Source organism: Streptomyces sp. NPDC001027, assembly GCF_040299045.1.
Lineage (GTDB): Bacteria > Actinomycetota > Actinomycetes > Streptomycetales > Streptomycetaceae > Streptomyces.
Genome location: NZ_JBEPBI010000048.1, coordinates 1 through 21,391, shown reverse-complemented (window position 1 = coordinate 21,391; position 21,391 = coordinate 1). Strand labels below are relative to the sequence as shown.

Here is a 21,391-nt window from a genome sequence, read left to right as displayed (position 1 = left end):
GAGAGAGGGGCCGGGTGCTGCCCCAGGACGGGCGGCTCCGGCCCCCGCCCCGCACCCCGCCCTGGTGCTGGTGCACGCCGTGCCCGAGACCGGCTCCCACTGGCGCCATCTGGTCCCGAAGCTGACACCCCGCCACACCCCTGCACTCAGCCGCCTCCTCGTCCCCAACGGCTGACGGGCGACCCGGACCGAACGACTGCATACGGCAGCACACGACTGCGAGGCGCGGGAGATGTCCGGTGCGTACGTCGACGGTGTGAGGGCCAGGCGATGAGTGACGACCTGTCTGATGAGAGGGCAAAAGGGGGCTACAAGGCAACGGAGTCGGGGGATCATGTCCGAGATGGCCTTGCATGTGCCGCCGTGTGCCAAGAGACCGGGGAGCAAGCGTGAATGACCCTCGTACAGAGTTTCTCGTGTCCCCGGACAAGAGCCGGTTCGGACGCGTTGCCCTGGCCGTGGTGCCGGCTGTCATCGTGCCGGGCATCAGCATGACGCTCATGCTCGCGCGCGGCCGCGGTACCAGCGAGGGGCTCGGGCCGATGGCGATACCCGCGGCCGTCGCCCTCGTCGCGCTCCCCTTCCTGTGGTACGTGGGCTATGCGGTCCTGCACACCGTCAACACGTATGTGGCCTTCGCGGACGGCGCCGTCCTGGTGCGCAACTGGGCGCGTCGGCTGACCGTCATCGAAGGACCGGGTTTCGTGGCCCGGACCCATATCGACTCCAACGGCATCGCCGACGCGGTGCTCGTCGTGGGCGACGACCGCGCCGCAGTCATGCTCAATCCCCGCCAGTGGCGTGAGGCCGAACTCGACGAGGTGTGGCGTAGGGCGGCTCTTCCGCAGCAGTTCGGGGGTACGCCGACCCCGCGTGAGCTGCGCAAGCGTTATCCGACCATCCGGATCCCGCTCTACATCCGGTATCCCGGCGTCGTCTACACCTTCTGGACGATCCTCGTCATTCTCTACATCGGCGTGGTGGTCAACGTCTTCGCCCGCATCTGAGCGGTAGCCGCTGCCGGCGAGCCGGCGGGGCGGTCTCCGTCGTCGAAGCACCCGCCGTGGACCGGGGGCCACCAGGTCAACGCGCTGCCGCGCGCTTGGTCCGTGGCGGGTCGGGAGCGACGACTTCCGCCCGCCACGCACTCATCAGTGTCGGTCAGTCAGGACTGTTCGCGCCTACGCCGGCGATCGCGCCGTGCAGATCAGGTCAGGTCAGGTCAGGTCAGGTCAGGTCAGACCCATGAACTGCAGGGCCAGCGGTTGCATGCCGCTCTGCGGCAGGTTGTGGCCGACGCCCTGGACGCTGATCGCTTCCACGGGGGCGGTGGCGCCGGTGCCGCCGTACCGGGTGCGAGTCCAGGCCGACTTGGGGTGATCGGTGAGGACGGGCGTCTGGTTCACACCGAGAACGTTGGTCCACTGCTTGATCTCTTCACCGAATTCGACGTAGCTCAGTGTGGTGTCCTGCGTGCCGTGCCACACCTGCATGCGCGGGCGGGGCCCGGTGTAACCGGGATGGGCGGCGCGCACGAGGCTGCCCCACTGCTGGGGCGTCTTGGTGATCCTCCCGCCGGAGCAGTCGCTGTTCCACTCCGAGCCGTTCGTGGTGGCGAAGCAGCCGAACGGCACGCCGGAGAACGCCGCGCCGGCCTTGAACACGTCGGGGTAGTCCCCGAGCAGGACGTTCGTCATCATCGCTCCGGAGGAGAAGCCGGTGGCGTAGACGCGGTTCGGGTCCGCGCCCCGGTGCTGCTGCTCCCACCGCACCATCGACACGATGCCCGCCGGGTCACTGCTGCCGTTGTGGGTCAGGGCGCGCGGCGACGACACGTCGAAGCACTTGCTGCTGCGGGTGACCGACGGGTACACGACGATGAACCCGTGTTGGTTGGCCAGCGAGGCGAACTCGCTGCCCGAGTACATGGCCGGTCCGGAGCCTCCGCAGTAGTGGTTGGCGACCAGGATCGCCGGGTGGGCACCCGCGTTCGGCGGCACGTACTCGTACATCCTCAGGTTGGACGGGTTGTAGCCGAAGCCGGTGACTTCGGTCAGTGCCGCCGCTGTCGGCGTCGCCGCGGCGGCCGCTGCCGATGCGGTGCCGGTGAGCACGCCGACGCTGAGCGCAGCGGCCGCACCGGTCGCCAGCAGCGCGCGCCGAAGATGGCGTAACCGTGTCTGGAGTGACATGAACGAGCTCCTTGGATGGGGGGTCTGTCTCACCCGGAACGAGGGGATGAGGCGCCTCAGAACTGTGTGAAGAACTTCCAGACCTCGGCCGGAACCCAGGTCCTGGAGCCGCTGTCGCCGCCGGCGCCGTCCTGTGGGGCGGCGATGTGGCCCTCGTCGAACGCGGCCCACTTCACGGGGTGTCCGGCGGAGCATCCGGAGTAGGCGGTGACGCGGTGGGTCCGGCTGCCCTGGGCGGGCTCGGGCGGGTTCTGGGCGGCGCAGCCGTTGTTGCGGACGAACCGGTCGCGCAGGCCGCGTCCGCCGGAGACGCCCAGGACGTTGTCGCGGATCCCGTGGATGCCGAGGTAGGCGATGGGCTGGGAGCCGCCGCTGCAGCCGCTGAGCTGTCCCCCGGACTGGACCGCGACCGCGCGGAACACCGTGGCCCGGGTGCATGCGAGCGCGTAGCTCATGGCGGCGCCGTAGCTGAAGCCGACGGAGAACAGGCGGGTGGTGTCGACGCACAGCGCGCCTTCGGCCTGGTTGATCACGGCGTCGGTGAAGGCCACGTCCTCGCCGCCGGAGTTGGCCCAGCCGTTGTTGAGGCCCTGGGGCGCGACGAAGACGGCGCTGTTGTCGGCCAGCCGCTGGAGTCCGTAGTAGGCCCAGGCGCCGTTCTCCACCGTGCGGCCCGTGGCCACGTCGGTGGCGGAGCCGCCCAGCCAGTGAAAGCCGAAGACCAGCCGGTAGGCGTGGTTCCTGTCGTAGTTGTCCGGCACCTTCAGGATGTAGCTGCGGGTCTTGCCGTTGACCTGAAGGGTGTGGGTGCCGTTCGTCAGCCCTGGGGCCCTGCCGCACCCGGCGGTCGCCGTGGCGGAGTGGGCGGCCGCCAAGGCCGTGCGCTGCTCACCCGCGCCCCCGACCCCGCGCAGCGCCGTGCCGCCGGTGGCCAGGGCCAGGGCGAGAAGGGCCGCGACGAGGGCGGGCCATAACTTCGGTTTGGACATCGTCCACTCCTTCGTCCGTCCAATGTGGTGTGAAGCAAGAGGTGTTCGTCGACCGCTGCTCAGCGGTAACCGGCCGCGGCGATGTCGGCCTGCACGGCGTTCTCCGTGACCTCTGCGTGGGGAGACGGGAGACATGCCGAACTCCAAGGCTGGTCAACGGCCTTGCCAGCACGCGAGGAGACACCGATCGTGCTCGCCGGCGGGAAGCAAGGGCCTTACCGGTACGGACCGTACGGGTGCGGTGGGGGAGCCGTCGCTTGCGTTGCCGCGCGAGAGCCGGGGCGGTGGGCGCCCCGGACTCCTACCGCACGTTCGAATGCCGAGCCTAGGTCGTCAATTCGACTCTCTGGATGATAGACATCCCATCGCAGTCGTCAATGCCTGCCGCGCTATTCCCATGCGATCACGGCCACCGACACCCGCAAGGCGGCGATGCCACCGCCTTCCACCAGTGCATGCGCCACAAGCGCAGAGGCTCGGACTCGGGCCGACAGAGCCGATACGAGCCTTCGCCCACCACACCTGTGCGGTCGGCGACGACCGGCCCAGCCTCAAGACAGGTGATGATTCAGCATCGCGCACCAGCATCAAGCCGGCATACACGCACGGGTGCCGCTCACCGCAGCGGCGCTCCGTCTCAGAACCAGTCCTTTCGGAGATGCCGGGGCTGACATGTCGACGCCCAGGGTGTGACCAGCGACCGCCGGGGCGAGGCGGCCCTGCGTACCGCTGCCCCGGCCGACGGAATCATTGAAGCGAGCGACCGACGGTCCCAGGGCTCGCGCCCCCGTGCCGCTCCAGTGAGCGGCGGGATGCCGCCGAATGGCGCAGACGAACGGTCGCGCGGGGCACGCTTCGGAAGAACTCGGGTGCCGCTGTCGATTCCGCCACGTCCCGTTCGACATCCTGATGTAGGACGCATCGCCCGTACGAGGAGGCGACAGAACCTGATGAGGGAACACGTGGAACAGTTGCTGCGAGTGCAGAACTTCACCGTCTCGAGCGACGGTATCGCCGCCGGCGAGGACCAGAGCCTGGAACGGCCATTCGGCCACGACATCGATCCGGGAAAGCTCTTCGCCTGGGCCGGCGCCACGGCGAGTTGGCCAAACCGCACCGAGCCCGGGGGGAGCCGGGGCCTCGACGACTACTTCACCCGCGACTTCAGCCACAACATCGGCGCCGAGATCATGGGCCGCAACAAGTTCGGACCCCAGCGCGGCGAGTGGCGCGACCACGAATGGCGCGGCTGGTGGGGTGACGAGCCGCCCTTCCACACGCCGGTCTTCGTCCTGACCCACCACAAGCGTCCGTCGTTCACGCTCTCCGACACCACGTTTCATTTCGTGGACGGCGACCCGGCCACCGTTCTCACGCAGGCACGGGAGGCCGCGCACGGCAAGGACGTCCGGCTCGGCGGCGGCGTGACCACCATCCGGGAGTTCCTGGACGCCGACCTCGTCGACACCCTGCACGTGGTCGTCTCACCGGTGAAGCTCGGATCGGGCCTGCGCCTGTGGGACTCGCCGCAAGACCTGCTGGACCGGTTCCACATGGAGATCGTGCCCAGCCCGAGTGGCGTGACGCACCACCTCTTCTGGCGTAGATGACACGAGAAGCCGCGCGGTGACCTCGGCACGGTCGGACGCGAGCGCCGCAGACAGACGCTGTGGTGGGCGCCCTCCCCCGGGTGCGCCCCGCCGATCGTTCGTCGGCTGGTCTGCGGCCTCGTTCGTCATGGGCCCGTACGCGCTGCAGCATCCCGGGGACGTGGCGGGCATGTTCCTTCTCGCGCCCATCTCTCCCCCGGCCGGCCGCTGGTCGACACACCCCGAGGCGCCCTTCGCCCCGCCTCCCGGGACTGCCGACGCAGCCCGAGTCCAAGCCGCCCGCGGTCTTCGGCTTCCCGATGAACCTGACGAGCAAGGCGAGCCTGCAGGCCACCGTCAGCGACAAGGAACTCGCCGGTCACGTGTGGCAGACCATCATGGACTGCGACAGCCTCGGCCAGAAGTGGGGCGGCACCACCGCAGGGGCGCCTGACGGCGTCATGCGGGGCGCAACTCCTACTGGTGGGGCTGGAACACGAGCACCGTGCCGTACGGCTCCACGCTCGGCACCGCTGTGCCGGTGTGCATCGTCTACGGAGACCACGACACCACGGCCAACACGGCTGTGGAGTTGGGACCGGTGCTGCACTTCTCCGTTCCGGACCTCTACCAGGCGATTCCGGGCGCCGACAAACTGATGATCCGGGTCGAGGGCTGGGACCACCAGCCGGTCTGGGAACGCAGGCCCAACCAGATGCTGCAGCAGATGTCCTGGAAATGGCTCGACGACAAGAAGGTGTACGGCGTCGAGAGCGGAAGCTGGGTCATGGACGCGGACGGCGTGGTGAGCGAACTGGAATGAAGCCCTCGGGTCACAGCGACACGCAGGGACGAGCCGGGACCGGGCCGCGGAGCAATGCGTGCGGCCCGGCGTCGACGGCCAGGGCCGAAGATCAGTGATCATCACCGCCCTGCGGGTCGGCCCGGATGTCGATGAGGCCTCAGTGCTGGATCAGACCGCCGACCGGGACGGCGGCGACGTGGCCGGTCGCCGGAAGCGTCTGAGCCAGGGCAAGACCGATGTCGACCAGTGATGACCGGCGCAGGCAAGCGACATCGGGAATCGGAGTCCAGGCCGACTCAGCGACCCCTCCGTTCGGCTCCGGCCGCAGTTGGCCTGCGGTGATACGAACCTGGTAGAAGACGCCGACATTCTGATGCTCGGGTCCGCCGGGGACCGCACGTTCGGCCGCGGGGATCACCCGGGAGTCCACACCCAACAGGCGCTCGACCACCGCGTCGCAGCCGGTCTCCTCCGCGACCTCCCGGATCACCGCGTCGAACGGATCCTCCGCATGCTCGACCCTGCCACCCGGCAGGCTCCAGTTGCTCTCGCCGTTGGCCAGCACGTTACGGGCGAGCAGCACCTGCGCACCCTCGATGCACACGGCGTACGCCGCCAGCCGCATACTCATGCCCGCACCTCCCACCGGACCCTATCCCGACGTCCACAATCCATGCAGTGCCACGAACTCGGAGCGGAGTCCTTCAGCCCGCCCCCGCCCGCCCGGCGGATTCCAGTACCGCAGTCAGAAAACGACGCACCGTCTCCAACTCGCCCGCCTCGAACCCCTCCGCGGCCGCCACCACCTCGCCGATCACCGGGCCGAAGAACGCCCACCCGAGTTCCGTGGCCTTCTCCTGCACCTCCAGCAGAACGCGCCGCCGGTCAGCCGAGTCCCTGCCGCGCCGGACGAGTCCGAGCCGCTCCAGCCGATCCACCAGGGCAGTGGTCCCAGCAGAGTTCAAGCGAAGTTGCTCGCCGAGCCATCCAGGCGTGGCCCGTGTACCGGCGCGGGCCGCGTCCAGCAGGTGGATCAGCGCGCGGACATCAGTGGGATGCAGCCCGTGGCGTGCGGCGAACTCGGCGCCGAGCTGGTCGAACTCCACGGTGACCGCACGCAGCAGGTGCACCAGACCCATCACCGGGCTCTGATCATCCATGCCCACTCCTCGAAGACGTTCCCGTAATATCTCGCTGAACGAGATTATCGCCCGGCGAGAGGAATGCCCGTGCCCCTGCCCGCCTTCGACCGTGCCTACGACGAACTCCGCGCCCGCTGGCCCGAGTCCACACAGGAGCGCGACGTCGCCACGCCGTACGGGCGCACCCGGGTTCATGTGTACGGCCCGGCGGACGGCAGGCCACTGGTGCTGCTGCCCGGCGGCTCCGCCACAGGCCTCACCTGGTTCGCCAACGCGCCCGCCTTGGGTGAGCGATACCGGGTCCACGCGGTGGATCTCCTGGGCGACGCCGGCCGCACCGAACGGCGAGGGACGCCACTGAAGAACGTCAACGATCTGACGGCGTGGCTGGACGCGCTGCTGGACGGTCTCGAGCTCGCCCGCACGCACCTGTGCGGTCACTCGTACGGCGCCTGGCTGGCCTCCAGGTATGCACTGCACGCACCGCGGCGGGTGGACCACCTCGCCCTCATAGACCCCACCCAGGTCTTCACCGGATTCCGTCTCGGCTACCTGCTGCGCGCGCTGCCCACTCTGATCCGCCCGAGCGAGGCGCGCGCCCGCGCCTTCCTGGCCTGGGAGACGGCAGGCACACACCCGGACGAGACCTGGCAGCGCCTCTACTCGCTGGCCACCACCGTCCCCGGTCGGAAGCTGGTCAGCGGTGCCCGTCCGCGGACCGCCGACCTGCTCATGCCGGTCCTGGTTTTGCTCGCGGAACACAGCCGCGCCCACAACGCTGTCAAGGTCGCCGACCGAGCCCGCAAGTCGCTCTCGCAGGGTGAGGTGGCAGTGCTGCCAGGAGCCACCCATCACTCTCTGCCGCTCACCGAGCCCCAGCAGTTGAACGACCGGCTGCTGGCCTTCCTGAACTGACAACCCGCGGGAGCCGTAGCACCCGCACACCTGGCGGACCAGCGGAAGGTGCGAGCGGGTGCACCCACGCGACCCGGTCTGGAATTCCCACGCGATCGCGTCGATCACTTGCCGGTGGCGGTGCTCGCGTCCCCGGTCGACGTCCACCAGTCGATCACGCGGACGGCCATCGCGTCTGGCGGCAACCCCAGAGGGCCGAGACCGAAATGATCTTCCAGCTCGTGCTTCAGGAAGTCACCGATCTCAGGCCGATCGGCACCGGCGCGGAGCCGCTGGAGCAAAGGAGCGAGCATGCAGTCGTACTCGTCCTGCACATCGTCGGCCACACCGATCGGGTCCCACGCGTTGAGTAGATGCCGTAGGCCGTCCTCGGTGGAGGAGTTGCAGGATCTCATCGCCCAAGACTGCCACGCACGAACGACCGACATCACCCGCCTCTCGATCCTGTTGAGCGCCCTCCGAAGGGAGGCCCCCCGCCGTCCGGAGGTGTGAATTCAGAAGCCGAGTGCACCGGGATCTGACGATCCACCGCGGACGCGGGCTGCGCGCACGACCCGACGTGAAGCTTCTCCCGGCCTCGGCTGTCAGTCCGGGCGATTCGGGATGCTGAGGCGCACGTCCTGGCTGTTGCGGGTCAGGACGTTGTTGACGATGCCGATGGCAACGACTTGGGCGGGTAGCTGCGCAGGACGAGTGAGGTGGTGACCGGTCCGTAGCGGGCGAGGGAGTCCACGACCTGTTCAAGGCGTTCGGCGTGAGAACAGTGCACGTCGAACAGCAGGCAGTCCTCGCCAGTCACACGAAGCGTCGAGATGACCTCGGGAGTCTGGGCGGCAAGGGTGAGTGCTTGGGACAGCTGCGAGTGGGTGGTGCGTAGCCGGACGATGGCGTGGATGTTCAATCCGACTGCGGCTGGGGCGACGACGGCACGGTAGCCGGTGATGATCCCGTTCTTCTCCAGGCGTTGGATGCGGGCGCTGGCTGCCGGCTGGGACAGCCCGACTCGGCGTCCGACCTCGGCTCCGGTGAGCCGGCCGTCGGTCTGGAGCAGTTCCAGGATGGCGCGGTCGATCTCGTCGAGTGATTCCATCGTTGTCACCCCCACTTTCTTTGAGATCGCTTGCTGAGCCCGATTCCTGCCGCTGGTCCGTCGAGAATCGCCCCAAGGGGCCCCGCGATGTGTGAGGGGCACGATTGGAAGGGCGGTAGGCGATGGTCGCGTACGTCATCATCCCTGGGATCGACGGTTCGGATGAGGGGCACTGGCAGAGCTTGTGGGAGAAGCGATGGGGGCCCTCAGCGGTCCGGATCGCACCGGCCTCGTGGAGCCGGCCGGACCTGCCGGACTGGGTTGCCGCAATCCAGGCTGCCTACGAGATCGCTTCCCAGCGTGACAGCCAGGTGGCGTTGGTGGCTCACAGCCTTGGCTGCTGGGCAGCTGCGCACTGGCTGGAGCAGGCGCGACCCGACGCGGTGGCCGCGTTCCTGGTCGCGCCTCCCGATCCCCGGGGACCGGCGTTCCCACACGAGGCGGCATCGACGTTCCTGGGCCTGTCCGCTCGCCCTTTGCCGTGCCCAAGCCTGATGGTGGCCAGCGACGACGACGCATACTGCGACCCGACGACGTCAGCCTCCTTCGCGCACCAGTGGCAGGCGCCAGGCCGCCTCATCGGACGCCACGGCCACATCAACGCCGACAGCGACCTCGGTGACTGGCCGGCGGGCCTGGAACTCCTTCGCATGCTCGTCGACTGCTGAGTCGATCCGACACGGAGGCCCCCCGCGTCGACGCCGGCCCTCACCCTGCTCAAAAAGCCCGTGCCTGTCGCATCGCAACGCCCCACTGTCTCCTGAAGGGCGGCGCCGTCTGATCGACCGCTGCCAGAACCGCCCGATCGCCCACGTCGCCGCAGAGACGGGAATCTCTCGCGCGTGCGCGTCGAAGTGGGTCAACCGCTTCCGCCGCCATGGCGACCTTGGACTCCTCGACCGCTGGCTCGCGCTCCACCCGGTCGGCGTCCGGGTGCGGGCCCATCCCGAACAGCAGCTTCATCTGCCGCTCGGCAGGAAAACAATTCCCGAATGAGTCTCTGTCCAATCCGACACAGGATAGCCGCACAGAGAGTGAGTCCGTGACGACGCAGCACTTCGCCGCTGTATTTTATGAAGATGCCTCTCCGAGCGGCGGCCATTCCGAATAGGTCGGAGCCTCCTTGAATCGGAGGCGACGACGAGAACGACGAGGGGGCTCCAGCCGGTAACAGGAGCCCCCTCTCTCTCGCCCCTGTCGATGCGCTGCTGTGCCCAGGAAGGCAGTTCGGCATCTTGAGGACGCGCGGCCGGAGCCGCTCACAGCACCAGGTCACCATCACCATGGCTCTATCGCAAGATCCTTCGGACGTTCCGAAGGACCTGAACGGCAGATGCGCAGTTCGGGTGGCTCGTTCGGAAACCAGGCACGCCTCGCCGCTGGAGCAGCACACGGACTTCGGGGGCTGGACGAGGAGCACAGCGGCGACTCGGCGGCTGGCTGGAAGGTGCTTGGAACGAGCCGCTCGAACGAGCGGAAAATGAAAGAACGAACCACTAATTGAGCGTGATTGTTCGGTTTATTTCCGATGACGCCAACCGGGTTGTTTCGGTTCCGCAGAGACAAACAATGAGATCCAGACACCTCACTCCGCATCTCGGCCGGTAACCGGAAGCGGAGTTCTCAAGTCGGCACGTGTGCCGCGCCCAGGAAGGCAGGTAGCCCGTCATGTCTCTGCGTCTTTACCGAAGGACACCCCCGCAGCCCGCACCCTCATCTCAGGTTCTGTGCGGAACGGCTCTCACGCCCGGACACCGCATCACCGTCTTCACCGTCATTCTGGTGGTGGTCGTCGTCTGCGTCTCGAGCGGGCAGTCCGTCACGACCGCTCTCGGCATGGTCATGGCCGCCGGCGCCGCCGCGGCGCAGATCGGCTCCTGGCTCAGCGAGCAGCGTCTGACCGCCTCGTCCCCGGGCGGCGCCCAGTGACCGAGCAGACTCAGGACGCAGCGGGAGCGGGAGACGCGGGCGGCCAGGTGCCCGACCCGCTGCGGATCGCGGATCAGCGGGAGTTCCGCCAGGCGCTCAAGGAATTACGCGAGCGCAGGGGCATCACGCTGAAGCAGTTGGAGGTGGAGACGGACCGGCAGGGTTCGAAGCGGCTGACGTCTCCGACGGTCAGCACCACGCTGAAAGCGGATGATCTCCCCGACTGGGATTTCGTGGCCGCCTACGTGACCGCCTGCGGTGTGACGGGCGAGGGGCTCCAGCAGTGGGAGCGGGCCTGGGCCGCCGTCAGGAAGGGGACGGCGCCGGTGGAGCCCGACGCCGCCCCGAGCGCCCCGCCGGTGCCGCCGTCGGAACCCGGCGGGCGGTGGCGGCAGCGAGCCGGCGGATGGGTGAGGACCCGCCGGGGTCTGGTCGCCTGCGGAGCAGCGGCGACAGCAATGGTGCTGGCCGCGGCCATCGGCGGATGGCAGATCCACACGCGTCACGTCCAGGCACAGCGCGACCACGACAAGCGGGTGCAGGACGAAGCATTCGAGCGCAAGCACTGCGGCAGCAGGAACACGTCCCTGATGACGCATGCAGGGGAATGCACCGGCGTGACGGACGGCCAGGACGGCGCCGGGGTCTTCGGCAGCGGCCTCGAGCCGGTCCTCACCGCTCTCGACGCGGAGAACCGGCAGACGGTGAAGGACGGCAACTACGTCACAATCGGATTCCTGGCGCCGCTGACCTCGCAGGGCAAACAGAAGGACCTGACGCTCGACCAGTTCGTCGGGGAGATCGAAGGCGCCTACACCGCCGTCGAACGGGCGAACGAGAGCGACAGCCACCCGAAGATCCGTCTCGTCCTGGCCAACATGGGCAGCGGCGAGGAACGGTGGGAACACGCCGTCGAGGGCCTGAAAGCCGAGAAGGGACTCGTGGCGGTGGTCGGGATGGGCCTGAGCCAGCAGCAGTCAGTCGACGCCGCCCGGGCGTTGAGCAAAGCCGGCATTCCGATGGTCGCCGACCTCATCACCGCCGACGGGTTCGACAGCACCGGCGCCATCGACCCCCGCGGGCCGATCAACGGCCTCGTCCGCATCGCCATGCCGAACAGGGACCAGCTCACCGCCCTCGGAAGGAAACTCGACACCGGCCCGCACACGGTCGCTCTGATCGGAAGCGACGTGACCCCCACCGGGGGAAGCGACCTCTACACGAAATCCCTCGACCACGGCTTCCGAACGATCCCCTCCCTCAGCAAGTACCTGGACGACGACTCCCCCGACTTCCCCTTCAGCCCGCAGGGCGGAGCCGACGCCGCGATGCCCAGCATCAGCCAGAACCTCTGCCGCGGCGCCGACAGCATCGACGTCGTGTACTACGCCGCCCGGGCCAAGTACCTCCCCACCTTCCTCGAAGCCCTCCGGCACCGCAGCTGCTACAAGAAGCCGATCACCGTCGTCACCGGATCCGACGCAGCAGCACTCGACCCCGGAATGAAAGCCCTCCACGACCCCGAGGCCCCCATCACCCTCATGTACGCGTCCTTCCCCTCCCCTGCCGGTCTCGCCGCCGCCGCCAACCGCGACCACGGCCTCTACACCGGATTCGTCCAGGCCTTCGTCTCCGACCACCACGGCCTGCGCTTCCCCGCCGACCACCTCAAAGGCAGCTACTGGCCCGTCCTCGCCCACGACGCCGTCCTGACCGCCACCACCGCCATCCACACCGCCACCGCCAACACCAAGGGCCTCACACCCAACCGTTACGACGTCACCAACCAGCTCTACACCCTCGGCAACGAAGCCGTCCCCGCCGCAACCGGCCGCCTCGGCATCAACCGCCACGGCAACCGCACCAACCTCCCCGTCACCGTCCACACCGTGCCCACCCCCAACTGAACCGTCAGCCGAAGAGGCAGGCAGGGGGAGACCGATCCGGTCTCCCCCTGCCTGCCGACCGCCAAAGCTCACCAGTCACGCCGATCCGGGGAGCGACTCCGTCGCTGTATGTTCTCGGGCGGAACGCGGCCGGCGCGACTCGGCGCTCTGACGGACTTCTCTAGTCGCCGGATCTGCCGGGCAGGTCCGGCATGCTGCGGGTTCGCTCTGCGAGCCAGCCTGCCATCGCCCGTACGCCGAGGCCGATGGCGCGCTCGTCCGGGGCGAAGTCGGGGTAGTGCGGGTAGCTGTGGGTGATGGGGGCGTCGGGGGCGCGGACGCCGAGGAAGGTGAACGTGCCGGGGACGCGGTTCAGGTAGAGGGCGAAGTCCTCGCCGCTGAAGGGCGGGAAGGCGGCGTGGAGGTTGGTCACTGCGTCTCGACCGAGTGTGCGGCGCAGGTGGCGGGCGAGGACGAGGCCGTCGCGTTCTGGGCAGACCATGGCGGGGAACGGCTCGGCGGGGAACGTCACACCGGCGCCTGGGTACGACGTGGCCAGGCGGCGGATGTGCTCGCGGACTTCCGGGTACCGCTCCTGTGGCCAGCAGCGGTAGGACACGCTCACCTTGGCTTCCTGCGCTCGGGCCCGGATGGCCACGAACCGGGCCAGCGGCCCGTCGGGGGTCTGGGCGTCGGCGACCATCCGCTCCAGGTCCGCGGGAGTCTGCGGCGGTGTCACCGTTGCGAGCGCGCCGATCTCGGCGGCCAGTCGTCGCGCGGCGTCGGGCGCGTCGGGCCCGGAGAGCGTCACTTCCGCCTTGTCCTGACCGGGCAGCCCGTAGCCTGCGGTGACGGCGAACCGGCCGACGGGGAACGGTCCGCAGTGCAGCGCGTGGATCTCCTCCACGCGCGTACGCTCCAGCACTCCCGCGTCGATCATCGCGCGGGCGCCGGACAGTGCCTCCTCGGCGGGTTGGAAGAGGAAGACCACCGTTCCGCTCAGCTGCTGCCGCAGCCTCGCCAGGACCTGAGCAACGCCGAGAGCCACTGCGGTGTGGATGTCGTGTCCGCACAGATGGGCCGGCGCCGGGCCTCCCCCGACGATGTCCGTGGGCGGCACCGCGTCCATGTCTGCCCGGTAGGCGACGGTCCGACCCGGGCGCGAGCCCCTCAGGACCCCGACGACGCCGTGGCCGCCCACCCCCGTGGTGACCCTCAACCCCGCCGCGCGCAGCTCCCGGGCCACCACAGCAGCGGTGCGCTGCTCCTGACCAGGCCCTTCGGGATGTCGGTGGATGTCCCGCCGCAGCCGAATCAGCCGCTGCTTCAGACGCGCCGCCTCGGCGTCCACCGCCGCTTGCCCCGCGGGACGCCCCCACCCTCCGGCGACGCCCCTCCCCGCAGCTCCCCACACGATTGCCGCACCGGCCCCCGCCGCACCAGCCAGCAGGGTACGGCGCGCGGGAGAGCGCTCCATGGGACGATCCACTGTTCCCCCTTCATGATCCCTTGAGGTGGCCTTCCGAAGACCTGACTGGCAGTCGGCTCTCGACACGGTCCTCTGGACCGTCGTCGCCAGATCAGCGGAAAACCTGACTACGACACGATTGCCGCCCGCACATGCCGTTGCCCATCAGGCTGGCCACCACTTGGGAGTGGGGATAACCCCATCAGGGGGCCGCTGTCACCTCGGATCGAGCAAGGCCGCATCGTCGGCGTCGTGCGGGTCTGCGGAGCGGACGCGCATGGGCACCAGGGCGAGTACGCCCCGGCCCTGGCCGCGTCTGCGCCGTCCAGCCCGCCCTGCCTTATCCTCAACTCAGCCGGGGCCGGGGCGATACAGGGTCGCGAAGGGGATGTCCGACCCCGCAGGCCCGCACGCCTACTCAGCAGTTGGGCAACGGGTTCGTCTCGCTGGAGATCGCTGTGTCCTTCATCCAGCCCCACTGTCCGTCGTCCGCCTTCGTGAACTCCCAGCGCGTCGGGTGCGGTCCGCCCACCGAGGCCTGACGGTCCATCTTGCAGTCGAACCAACTGGGGTTGGAGTACATGTAGCCGACGATCACGTCGGGGTGGGGGTACTGCGTGCTCGCTCCCATCGTGCCGTAGACGGGCGCCCCGAAACGTTGTTGCACCACCAGCGCCCACCGCTCTGCCAGCCCCCGCAGGCCGCCCCGGCGGATGGCGTGCCGGCTCCCACCACGGCGACGGCGATTGCGGCGGTGGTCAGCACCGCACCCACCCTGCTCCTCTTGCGCATGTGAATCCCCCGTAAGTCCGTTGCGTGGCGCTCCCCCTTTGTCGACGCGGGGTCGGAGACCGTTCCCGCCGCCCGGTTCGTCATGAACGGTCACACGCTCACCGGGCACCTGACCGGCAGTGCCCGCGAGACGGAGGAGGCGATGGAGTGCGCCGTCGCCACCGGCATACGGCCCATGATCGAACGCATGCCGCTGGCGCGGGCCGGCGAAGCGGTCACCCGGCTGCGCTCCGGAGCCCCCGCTTCCGCATCGTCCTGGACACCGCCGGTGAGGCCTGACCGAACCCGTCGGACCCTCGTCGAACCGACTCCCCCATCTGGGCATCGACTTCCCCCAGCCGATTTCAACGCGCGGTTGAAGATCGTGGGACTCACCGTGGCCTATTGTCAACGCATGGTTGCGAACCGGTTTTCTGGACGCCCTCGTGACCTGCAAAAAAGTTGGGGCGGGCGACCGATTTTTTCAACAGCGCGTGCAGCTCTTGTCAGCTGGAGCGAAACTTGCAACTCTGTGTTGAGTGCACGGTGCGTGAAGCCGGCACCGATGCTCAGCCTCGCCCATGGAGGTCTTCATGAACCAGCCGGTCCCGGCGACTGCCCTGTTCGAGCGCGCCGTCCGCACCGATGCCCTTCTCTTCGTCTCCGGCCAGCTGCCGATCAGCGACGACGGCCTACGGCATCCCGGCGCCGTCGGACGAGACGTCTCCCTGGAGCAGGCACGGGAGGCGGCGGCCCTGGCGGCGCGGCGCTGCCTCGACGTCGCCAGGGCGGAGCTCGGCTCCCTCGACGCGATCAGGTCCGTGACCCGGATCGGCGGCTATGTGGCCGCCGGGGAAGGTTTCACCGACGCGCCCGCCGTCGTGAACGCGGCATCGCAGGCCGTGCTCGAGGAACTCGGTGAGCGAGGGCGTCACGCGCGTGTCGCACTCGGCGTGGCGTCCCTGCCCCTCGGTGCGTGTGTCGAGATCGAGATGGTGATCGCATGCTGAACGAGACCGGTACCGCCGGGCGAGGCTCCCCGGGCGCCGACGCTCACGCCGACGCCGCGACCGGCGCATGCCCGAACCCGCTGGAGCAGCTCTCGCTCGAGCAGCTCCGCCGGCGGCGCAGCATGAAGTGGCGCACGCATCCGGCCGACGTCCTGCCCCTGTGGGTGGCGGAGATGGACGTCCCGCTCGCTCCGGCGATAGCCGACGCGATACGGGCAGCCGTGGAGATGGGCGACACCGGCTACCCCGCCGGAACGGAGTTCGCCGAGTCGCTGGCCGCCTTCGCCTCACGCCGCTGGAACTGGGACGGAGTGGCGGTCGACCGCGTCACCGTCATCCCGGACGTGATGATGGGCGCCGTCCAGGTGCTGCGTCTGATCACCGACCCCGGCGACCCTGTGGTCGTCAACTCCCCTGTGTACGCACCCTTCTACGCCTTCATCGCCCACGACGACCGCCAGGTCCTCGAGGCTCCGCTCGGGCCGGACCTCCGGATCAGTCCGGAAGCTCTCGAGGAGACGTTCCGGCGGGCGCGCGAGCGCAGCGGCGGGGGCAAGATCGCATACCTGCTGAGCAATCCGCACAACCCGACCGGGACGGTCCACACCGCCGAGGAACTCACCGTCGTGGCGGAGCTGGCGCGCCGGTACGGCGTTCGCGTCGTCGCGGACGAGATCCACGCCCCCCTCGTGCTGCCGGGCGCGACCTTCACGCCGTATCTGAGCGTGCCCGGGGCGGAGAACGCCTTCTCGCTCATGTCGGCGACCAAGGGCTGGAACCTCGCCGGCATCAAGGCGGCGCTCGCAGTGGCAGGGCCCGAGGCGGCAGCCGATCTGCGCCGGATACCCGAGGAGGTCCACCACGGCGCCAGCTATCTGGGTGTCATCGCCCACACGGCGGCCTTCCAGCACGGAGACGAGTGGCTCGACGCGTTGGTGGCAGGGCTCGACGCGAACCGCGCGTTGCTCGGCGAACTGATCGCCGAGCACCTGCCCGGCGTCGGGTACACCAGGCCCGAGGGCACCTACCTCGCCTGGCTCGACTGCCGGTCCCTCGGCCTCACACCGGAGGAGGACTCGACGGGCATCGCGACGGTCACCGAGCTGGCCGGGCCCGCCCGGCTGTTCCTGGACCATGCCAGGGTGGCCCTGTCCTCCGGTCACATCTTCGGAAGCGGAGGGGCCGGGCACGTCCGCCTGAACTTCGCCACCTCTCGGACCGTCCTCACCGAGGCGGTCAGCCGCATGGGGAAGGCGCTGACTCACGGGGACGCCCGCCCCGGTATCGTTCAGCACTCTGCGGGAGCTGAGTAGTCTCCGGGTGGCCCAGCTGGTTTCCGACTCCGAACAGTGGACGGTGGGACGTATGGAATCGGTGTCGAGCAGTTCCATGCTCCCCTCGCCGGCGGAGCTGGAGGGGATGGACGCGGAGTGCGTCAACCGCGTGCTCGCGCTCCTCGTCGCCCCTCTCCAGGCGGCGGTGCTCCAGCCGACCGAAGTGGTGCTGCACGATCTGCGCCGCATTCCGAACACCGTCCGGGCGATCGCCGGGGCCGTCACCGGCCGGCGCGTCGGGGACCCTCCCACGGACAAGCTGCTCGAGCGCATCGCCGCAGGCGAACTGCATCACGAGATCGGCTATCGCTCCCAGCTTCCGGACGGGCGCGTCCTGCAGAGCACGACCATCATCTACACGGACGCGGACGGCCGCCCCGCGGCAGCGCTGTGCCTCAACACGGACGTGTCGGCCTGGGTGTCACTGAGGTCCGCCCTGGACCGCTTCGTGCTCGGGCACGACGTGTCCACGCTTCCGGCCGCTTCGACGCCTCCGGCCGCGTCCACGCCCTCGGTTCCGGGAGGACCGGCCCGGCCGCCCGCCGCGGCCCGTCAAGGGGAGTCCTTCCCGCGCAGCGTCGAGGAGCTGTGCGACGTGCTCGTGGACGCGGCCATCAGCTCGGTCGGCGTGCCGGTCGAACGGATGCGTAAGGAGCAGAAGCTCCAGGTGGTGGCCGAGCTGGAACGCCGCGGATTCTTTCTGGTCAAGCAGGCCCCCGAAACCGCGGCCACCGCGCTCGGGGTCAGCCGCTTCACCATCTACAACTATCTCAACGAGCTGAGCGGCACGGGCGAGGAGTCCGCCTGACAGGCCCCTGACCCGCGTCAGCGGGGAGGACTGGGAGACGAGGACCGGGACGAGGGCCAGGACGAGGAACATCCCGGTCCCCCGACTGGTGCGCTCACCGGTGACCGTGTCGGCCAGCGAGAGGCCAGTGACGCGGTCCTCGCCGTTGATGGCGACGACCGCGCTGTTCCACACGAACTCGATCTTCTCGTCGGCGATCGCCCGCTCCTGCATGATCTTCGTGGCAACGCAGGCTGTCGCGGCGGTGGATGACGTACACCTCTCGGCGAAGCGGCTGAGGAGGGTCGCCTCCTCCAGCGCCGAATCGCCGCCGACCACGGCGATCGTGCGGCCGCGGAAGAATAAGCCGTCGCAGGTCGCGCACCAGGACACACCCCGCTGCAGTCACCCGACGATTGTCGCCCGCCGCTGAACCCACGTACGACCGCCACCGTTCACGCATCGAACCTGGGCATCAACGAGGTCACGGTGGTCACTTCTGAAACACGCCCTTGTACGGTGCGTAGTGGCGCAAGTAGTCACGCACCTGCGGCTCAAGTCCGGAAAGGTCATTGCCGTTGAGGGCATGCCACAGACGGTTCTCGATCCAGAACCGATGGGCGAACTCCTCGAACGAAGGTGCACACCAGAGGATGGCGGCCCTTTGCTCCTCCGGATCGTCGAGATCGGTGTCCCTCTCCTCCCCATCGCGCCGTGCCTCGTACTCGTATTCGTAGTCGAGATAGGAGTGCACCACGAACGCCTCACCCGAAGGACGGAGGTAGAGGTACCAGATGACGCAGTCCTGTTGATCCCGCAGGAATCGCACGAGGCAGGCACCGGGCTCGACCGGACTGGGCAGCGGCTCTGAGACATCGGTCCAGCAGCCGGTCACCGAGACCTCATCCAGCGAGCCATGCAGCTTGGAGTCGGCCTGGAAGGCGACGAAGTCCCGAGGCAGCGTCAAACCCTGGGCCGCAAGGTTCTCCGCCAAGCGATCAAGCGCCGCGACCTGTTCGGGCACAGTTTCGCCGGTACCACCGAGCCGTTGAAAGGCACCCGTGAACTCGGTGGAGTCGAGATGCGGCAGACTCTCGTAAGGGTAGTACTCATACGTGTAGCGGCAGGGCCGGTAGTCGCCCAGGTCAGTGGCACACCAAGCAGAGTCGAAGCCTACCGAGGACAAGTCAGACCCTGATCCTTCGCCGGGCATCGGCCCCCCATTGATCACCGTGAGCGGAGTTGTCGACGTCAGCATCGCACTGCCCACTGACACTCCCTGCGAGGCGCCGCATCACGGGGTTCATCTCTGCGACCCGCAGCCGCCAGAGGCACTGGAGGGCTAAGGAACGGGATAAGTTGGTGGTTAAGCAATGCTTGTCTGGAGTGAGGGTGCAGGGTCATGGCATCTGAGGAAGAGCTGTTCGCGTCCGTCGACGCCCTGTTGAACGAGGAGCCGCACCTGCCGCCTCCGGCGGAGCGTGCCCGGCTTCGTGAGGCCGCAGGCATCACCCAGGCCCGCCTCGCCGCCGCGTTGAAGACCACGACCCAGTCGGTGAAGAACTGGGAGAACGGCCGCAGCGAGCCGAAGTCGCCGCGCCTGGACGCCTACCAGCGGCTGCTGAACGGATGGGCGGCGAAGTACCCCGCCCCCGGCGCAGCTCCGGCAGCCTCGGCTGCCGCCGCAGTGCCCGCGACGCTCACAGCACTCACGGCGTCTGCCGAAGCGGGTGCGTCCCCCGCCGTTCCGGCTGCTGCCGCGCCGGCGCGCCCCGCCATCCGACCCGCTGCGGCATCGCGGCGTCCGGCGAATCCGGCAACGAAGAAGGCGGCGCAGCGTGCAGCCGACCCGCGCTTCCCGCACGGCCCCCTCGCGGTCCTGGACGGCGACGGCTGCGCGTACGGCGTGGACGGGATCGTGCTGGACTGCCCGGCGGCCACGGTCCCGGAACTGGTGGAGTGGACGCTGCACGAGTCCGGCCTCGGAGCACCGCCCCTGCACCGCAACGGCAAGGACTCCGATCCGCTGATCGTCCTCACCGCCGCGGCCGCCGTGAAGCTCGGGCTGCCGGAGCGTCTGGAAGGCCACGAGCAGCGCCGCTCCTTGCGTCTTCCCGAGGACCATCCGGTGGTCGAGCAGGTGGTGAAGGCGAAGTGGCGGCTCACCCAACGCGGGTTCGGCCCGTGGGCGAGGATCTACCGCAAGGCCCAGGGGCGCGAGCGGCAGTGCGTGCAGCTCGCCATCCTGTCCTGGGACGCCCTCGACGAGCGAGCCTGGCCCGGCGTGAGCGAGATGGAGCCGGCCGACGTCGCCCGCGTGCTCGGTGTGTACGCCCAGCGGGTCATCACCCCGCGGGGATCAACGGCCGTGTCCGGGCTGGAGTTGATGACCGCGCTGCGCCCACCCACCCGCGCGGCGCGCGATGAGGCGACCGGGAACTGGGTGCCCGGCCACAACCCCGGCTCGCTGGGCACGGAGCCGATGGACCCGGCGCCGCCGGAGGCCACCCCCGAGCACCCGGTCGTCGTGGACTCCGGCTGGACGGGCGGGTTCCTTGATGAGGAGGCCTATCAGTGGGTGCGCGACGTCAGCCTGCTGAGCGATGAGGAGTGCACGCTGCCGTACGCGGTCGGCCTGGACCTCAACACCGCCTTCCTCGCGGCCGCGGCCCGCCTGGTCGTCGGCCTGTCCGCCCCCGACCACTTCCACCACCCGACCTTCAACCCGAAGATCCCCGGCTCCTGGCTGGTCGACCTCTCCCACATCCAGGTCGACCCGCGCCTGCCCTCGCCGTTCACACCGGACGGCGCCCGGCCGACGGGGCCTGCCTGGTACCAGACGCACACCGTCGCCTACGCCCAGGAGCTCGGCTACAACGTCCGTCCGCTCGAGGCCTACCTGCGCCGCGAGACCGGCGCGTACCTGGACCCGTGGCACGACAGGCTGAAGGAGGCGTACGTCGACACCCTCGCCGACCTCGGCGTCACCAAGGAGCTCACGGCCGCCGAGTTCCTGGCGGCCATGGAGCGGCACAAGGACGCCGACCCGGCCATGGCGGCCGTTCTGGCTGCGATCAAGGCCACGGTGAAGGGCGGCATCGGCAAGCTCCGCGAACGCCCGCAGGGCAAGAAGTACAAGGAGGGCGAGCGATGGCCGGCCCTCGAGCGGCCGACCTGGCGGCCCGACATCCGCGCCGCCGTCATCTCCAAGGCCCGCGTCAACATGCACCGCAAGCTGCGCAACATGGCCACGATGACGGGCCTGTACCCGCTCGCCGTGCTCTCCGACTGCGTCGTCTACCCCTCGCCGGGTGAGAGCCCGCTTCACTTCCTGCCGTACGCCGCTTCCGGCAAGCCGCAGCCGGGCGGGTTCCGTCTCGGGCCCTCGCCGGGCCTGGCGAAGCTGGAGGGGGTCCAGTCGATGCTGTGGGCGGTCGACCTCATGGAGCAGGGCTACAACCCCGCCCGCCACATCAAGGGCGGC

Annotated in this window: 20 protein-coding genes and 2 pseudogenes; 12 read left to right on the top strand and 10 right to left on the bottom strand. The window is 69.1% G+C overall.

The window, feature by feature from the left end:
* Nucleotides 1–416 precede the first annotated feature (416 nt).
* Complete coding sequence (locus ABT300_RS16235) at nt 417–1,007, top strand: hypothetical protein (RefSeq protein WP_351675702.1); 591 nt, start codon at nt 417–419, stop codon at nt 1,005–1,007.
* A gap of 225 nt (nt 1,008–1,232) precedes the next feature.
* Here the strand turns inward: ABT300_RS16235 and ABT300_RS16230 are convergent, their stop codons facing one another.
* On the bottom strand, nt 1,233–2,192 hold the full coding sequence (locus ABT300_RS16230) for an extracellular catalytic domain type 1 short-chain-length polyhydroxyalkanoate depolymerase (RefSeq protein ID WP_351675699.1): 960 nt from the start codon (nt 2,190–2,192) through the stop codon (nt 1,233–1,235).
* 56 nt (nt 2,193–2,248) lie between these two features.
* Nucleotides 2,249–3,181 carry a CE1 family esterase gene (locus ABT300_RS16225; RefSeq protein ID WP_351675697.1) on the bottom strand — a complete coding sequence of 311 codons (933 nt, stop codon included), beginning with the start codon at nt 3,179–3,181 and terminating at the stop codon, nt 2,249–2,251.
* A 962-nt stretch (nt 3,182–4,143) separates the two neighbouring features.
* On the opposite strand from ABT300_RS16225, the gene ABT300_RS16220 reads away from it, so the two are divergent.
* Nucleotides 4,144–4,791 carry a dihydrofolate reductase family protein gene (locus ABT300_RS16220; RefSeq protein WP_351675773.1) on the top strand — a complete coding sequence of 216 codons (648 nt, stop codon included), beginning with the start codon at nt 4,144–4,146 and terminating at the stop codon, nt 4,789–4,791.
* A 484-nt stretch (nt 4,792–5,275) separates the two neighbouring features.
* The gene (locus ABT300_RS16215; protein ID WP_351675694.1) at nt 5,276–5,593 is read left to right on the top strand and encodes a hypothetical protein; all 318 of its coding nucleotides are present in this window, start codon (nt 5,276–5,278) and stop codon (nt 5,591–5,593) included.
* Nucleotides 5,594–5,732: 139 nt separating this feature from the next.
* Here the strand turns inward: ABT300_RS16215 and ABT300_RS16210 are convergent, their stop codons facing one another.
* Entirely contained in the window at nt 5,733–6,206 is a 474-nt protein-coding gene (locus ABT300_RS16210) for an NUDIX hydrolase (RefSeq protein ID WP_351675692.1), read from the bottom strand.
* Between the two features lie 73 nt (nt 6,207–6,279).
* Entirely contained in the window at nt 6,280–6,735 is a 456-nt protein-coding gene (locus ABT300_RS16205; protein ID WP_351675689.1) for a MarR family winged helix-turn-helix transcriptional regulator, read from the bottom strand.
* Nucleotides 6,736–6,798: 63 nt separating this feature from the next.
* On the opposite strand from ABT300_RS16205, the gene ABT300_RS16200 reads away from it, so the two are divergent.
* A complete protein-coding gene (locus tag ABT300_RS16200; RefSeq protein ID WP_452992761.1) occupies nt 6,799–7,632 on the top strand; it encodes an alpha/beta fold hydrolase in 834 nt (277 codons plus the stop codon).
* A 104-nt stretch (nt 7,633–7,736) separates the two neighbouring features.
* Here the strand turns inward: ABT300_RS16200 and ABT300_RS16195 are convergent, their stop codons facing one another.
* Complete coding sequence (locus tag ABT300_RS16195) at nt 7,737–8,027, bottom strand: hypothetical protein (protein WP_351675683.1); 291 nt, start codon at nt 8,025–8,027, stop codon at nt 7,737–7,739.
* A gap of 239 nt (nt 8,028–8,266) precedes the next feature.
* Complete coding sequence (locus tag ABT300_RS16190; protein WP_351675680.1) at nt 8,267–8,722, bottom strand: Lrp/AsnC family transcriptional regulator; 456 nt, start codon at nt 8,720–8,722, stop codon at nt 8,267–8,269.
* Between the two features lie 122 nt (nt 8,723–8,844).
* Here ABT300_RS16190 and ABT300_RS16185 point away from each other — a divergent pair, with 122 nt between their 5' ends.
* The 4 genes and pseudogenes from ABT300_RS16185 (at nt 8,845) to ABT300_RS16170 (ending at nt 12,558) form a co-directional block, all read left to right on the top strand.
* The gene (locus ABT300_RS16185) at nt 8,845–9,390 is read left to right on the top strand and encodes an RBBP9/YdeN family alpha/beta hydrolase (protein WP_351675677.1); all 546 of its coding nucleotides are present in this window, start codon (nt 8,845–8,847) and stop codon (nt 9,388–9,390) included.
* 64 nt (nt 9,391–9,454) lie between these two features.
* A pseudogene (locus ABT300_RS44500) lies at nt 9,455–9,625 on the top strand (helix-turn-helix domain-containing protein); the annotation flags it as partial.
* Between the two features lie 765 nt (nt 9,626–10,390).
* On the top strand, nt 10,391–10,651 hold the full coding sequence (locus ABT300_RS16175; RefSeq protein ID WP_351675675.1) for a hypothetical protein: 261 nt from the start codon (nt 10,391–10,393) through the stop codon (nt 10,649–10,651).
* The gene (locus tag ABT300_RS16170; RefSeq protein ID WP_351675672.1) at nt 10,648–12,558 is read left to right on the top strand and encodes a helix-turn-helix domain-containing protein; all 1,911 of its coding nucleotides are present in this window, start codon (nt 10,648–10,650) and stop codon (nt 12,556–12,558) included. Before ABT300_RS16175 ends, ABT300_RS16170 begins: the two co-directional genes overlap by 4 nt.
* Nucleotides 12,559–12,718: 160 nt before the next feature.
* Here the strand turns inward: ABT300_RS16170 and ABT300_RS16165 are convergent, their stop codons facing one another.
* Both ABT300_RS16165 and ABT300_RS16160 read right to left on the bottom strand, forming a co-directional pair.
* Entirely contained in the window at nt 12,719–14,014 is a 1,296-nt protein-coding gene (locus tag ABT300_RS16165; protein WP_351675670.1) for a M20 metallopeptidase family protein, read from the bottom strand.
* A gap of 409 nt (nt 14,015–14,423) precedes the next feature.
* Nucleotides 14,424–14,675, bottom strand: coding sequence for a hypothetical protein (locus ABT300_RS16160; RefSeq protein WP_351675667.1), 252 nt, complete (start codon nt 14,673–14,675; stop codon nt 14,424–14,426).
* 694 nt (nt 14,676–15,369) lie between these two features.
* On the opposite strand from ABT300_RS16160, the gene ABT300_RS16155 reads away from it, so the two are divergent.
* The 3 genes from ABT300_RS16155 to ABT300_RS16145 are packed head-to-tail and all read left to right on the top strand — an operon-like array spanning nt 15,370 to nt 17,928.
* A complete protein-coding gene (locus ABT300_RS16155; protein WP_351675665.1) occupies nt 15,370–15,786 on the top strand; it encodes a RidA family protein in 417 nt (138 codons plus the stop codon).
* Nucleotides 15,780–17,099 carry a MalY/PatB family protein gene (locus ABT300_RS16150; RefSeq protein ID WP_351675662.1) on the top strand — a complete coding sequence of 440 codons (1,320 nt, stop codon included), beginning with the start codon at nt 15,780–15,782 and terminating at the stop codon, nt 17,097–17,099. Before ABT300_RS16155 ends, ABT300_RS16150 begins: the two co-directional genes overlap by 7 nt.
* Before the next feature lie 52 nt (nt 17,100–17,151).
* Nucleotides 17,152–17,928 (top strand): helix-turn-helix transcriptional regulator, encoded by a 777-nt coding sequence (locus ABT300_RS16145; protein ID WP_351675659.1) that lies wholly within the window; start codon nt 17,152–17,154, stop codon nt 17,926–17,928.
* 171 nt (nt 17,929–18,099) lie between these two features.
* Here the strand turns inward: ABT300_RS16145 and ABT300_RS16140 are convergent.
* Together ABT300_RS16140 and ABT300_RS16135 are read right to left on the bottom strand one after the other, a co-directional pair.
* A pseudogene (locus tag ABT300_RS16140) lies at nt 18,100–18,246 on the bottom strand (thioredoxin-disulfide reductase); the annotation flags it as partial.
* Between the two features lie 154 nt (nt 18,247–18,400).
* A complete protein-coding gene (locus ABT300_RS16135; protein WP_351675657.1) occupies nt 18,401–19,177 on the bottom strand; it encodes a hypothetical protein in 777 nt (258 codons plus the stop codon).
* Nucleotides 19,178–19,309: 132 nt separating this feature from the next.
* Between ABT300_RS16135 and tap the strand changes: the two genes are divergently transcribed.
* The coding region (tap, locus tag ABT300_RS16130) for a telomere-associated protein Tap (RefSeq protein ID WP_351675655.1) at nt 19,310–21,391 on the top strand (2,082 nt) is incomplete at its 3' end.

Coding starts and splice junctions, on each gene's coding strand:
- ABT300_RS16230 (WP_351675699.1), bottom strand. CDS start 2,192: ATGTCACTCCAGACACGGTTACGCCATCTTCGGCGCGCGCTGCTGGCG.
- ABT300_RS16225 (WP_351675697.1), bottom strand. CDS start 3,181: ATGTCCAAACCGAAGTTATGGCCCGCCCTCGTCGCGGCCCTTCTCGCC.
- ABT300_RS16210 (WP_351675692.1), bottom strand. CDS start 6,206: ATGAGTATGCGGCTGGCGGCGTACGCCGTGTGCATCGAGGGTGCGCAG.
- ABT300_RS16205 (WP_351675689.1), bottom strand. CDS start 6,735: ATGGATGATCAGAGCCCGGTGATGGGTCTGGTGCACCTGCTGCGTGCG.
- ABT300_RS16200 (WP_452992761.1), top strand. CDS start 6,799: ATGCCCGTGCCCCTGCCCGCCTTCGACCGTGCCTACGACGAACTCCGC.
- ABT300_RS16195 (WP_351675683.1), bottom strand. CDS start 8,027: ATGAGATCCTGCAACTCCTCCACCGAGGACGGCCTACGGCATCTACTC.
- ABT300_RS16190 (WP_351675680.1), bottom strand. CDS start 8,722: ATGGAATCACTCGACGAGATCGACCGCGCCATCCTGGAACTGCTCCAG.
- ABT300_RS16185 (WP_351675677.1), top strand. CDS start 8,845: ATGGTCGCGTACGTCATCATCCCTGGGATCGACGGTTCGGATGAGGGG.
- ABT300_RS16175 (WP_351675675.1), top strand. CDS start 10,391: ATGTCTCTGCGTCTTTACCGAAGGACACCCCCGCAGCCCGCACCCTCA.
- ABT300_RS16165 (WP_351675670.1), bottom strand. CDS start 14,014: ATGGAGCGCTCTCCCGCGCGCCGTACCCTGCTGGCTGGTGCGGCGGGG.
- ABT300_RS16155 (WP_351675665.1), top strand. CDS start 15,370: ATGAACCAGCCGGTCCCGGCGACTGCCCTGTTCGAGCGCGCCGTCCGC.
- ABT300_RS16150 (WP_351675662.1), top strand. CDS start 15,780: ATGCTGAACGAGACCGGTACCGCCGGGCGAGGCTCCCCGGGCGCCGAC.
- ABT300_RS16145 (WP_351675659.1), top strand. CDS start 17,152: ATGGAATCGGTGTCGAGCAGTTCCATGCTCCCCTCGCCGGCGGAGCTG.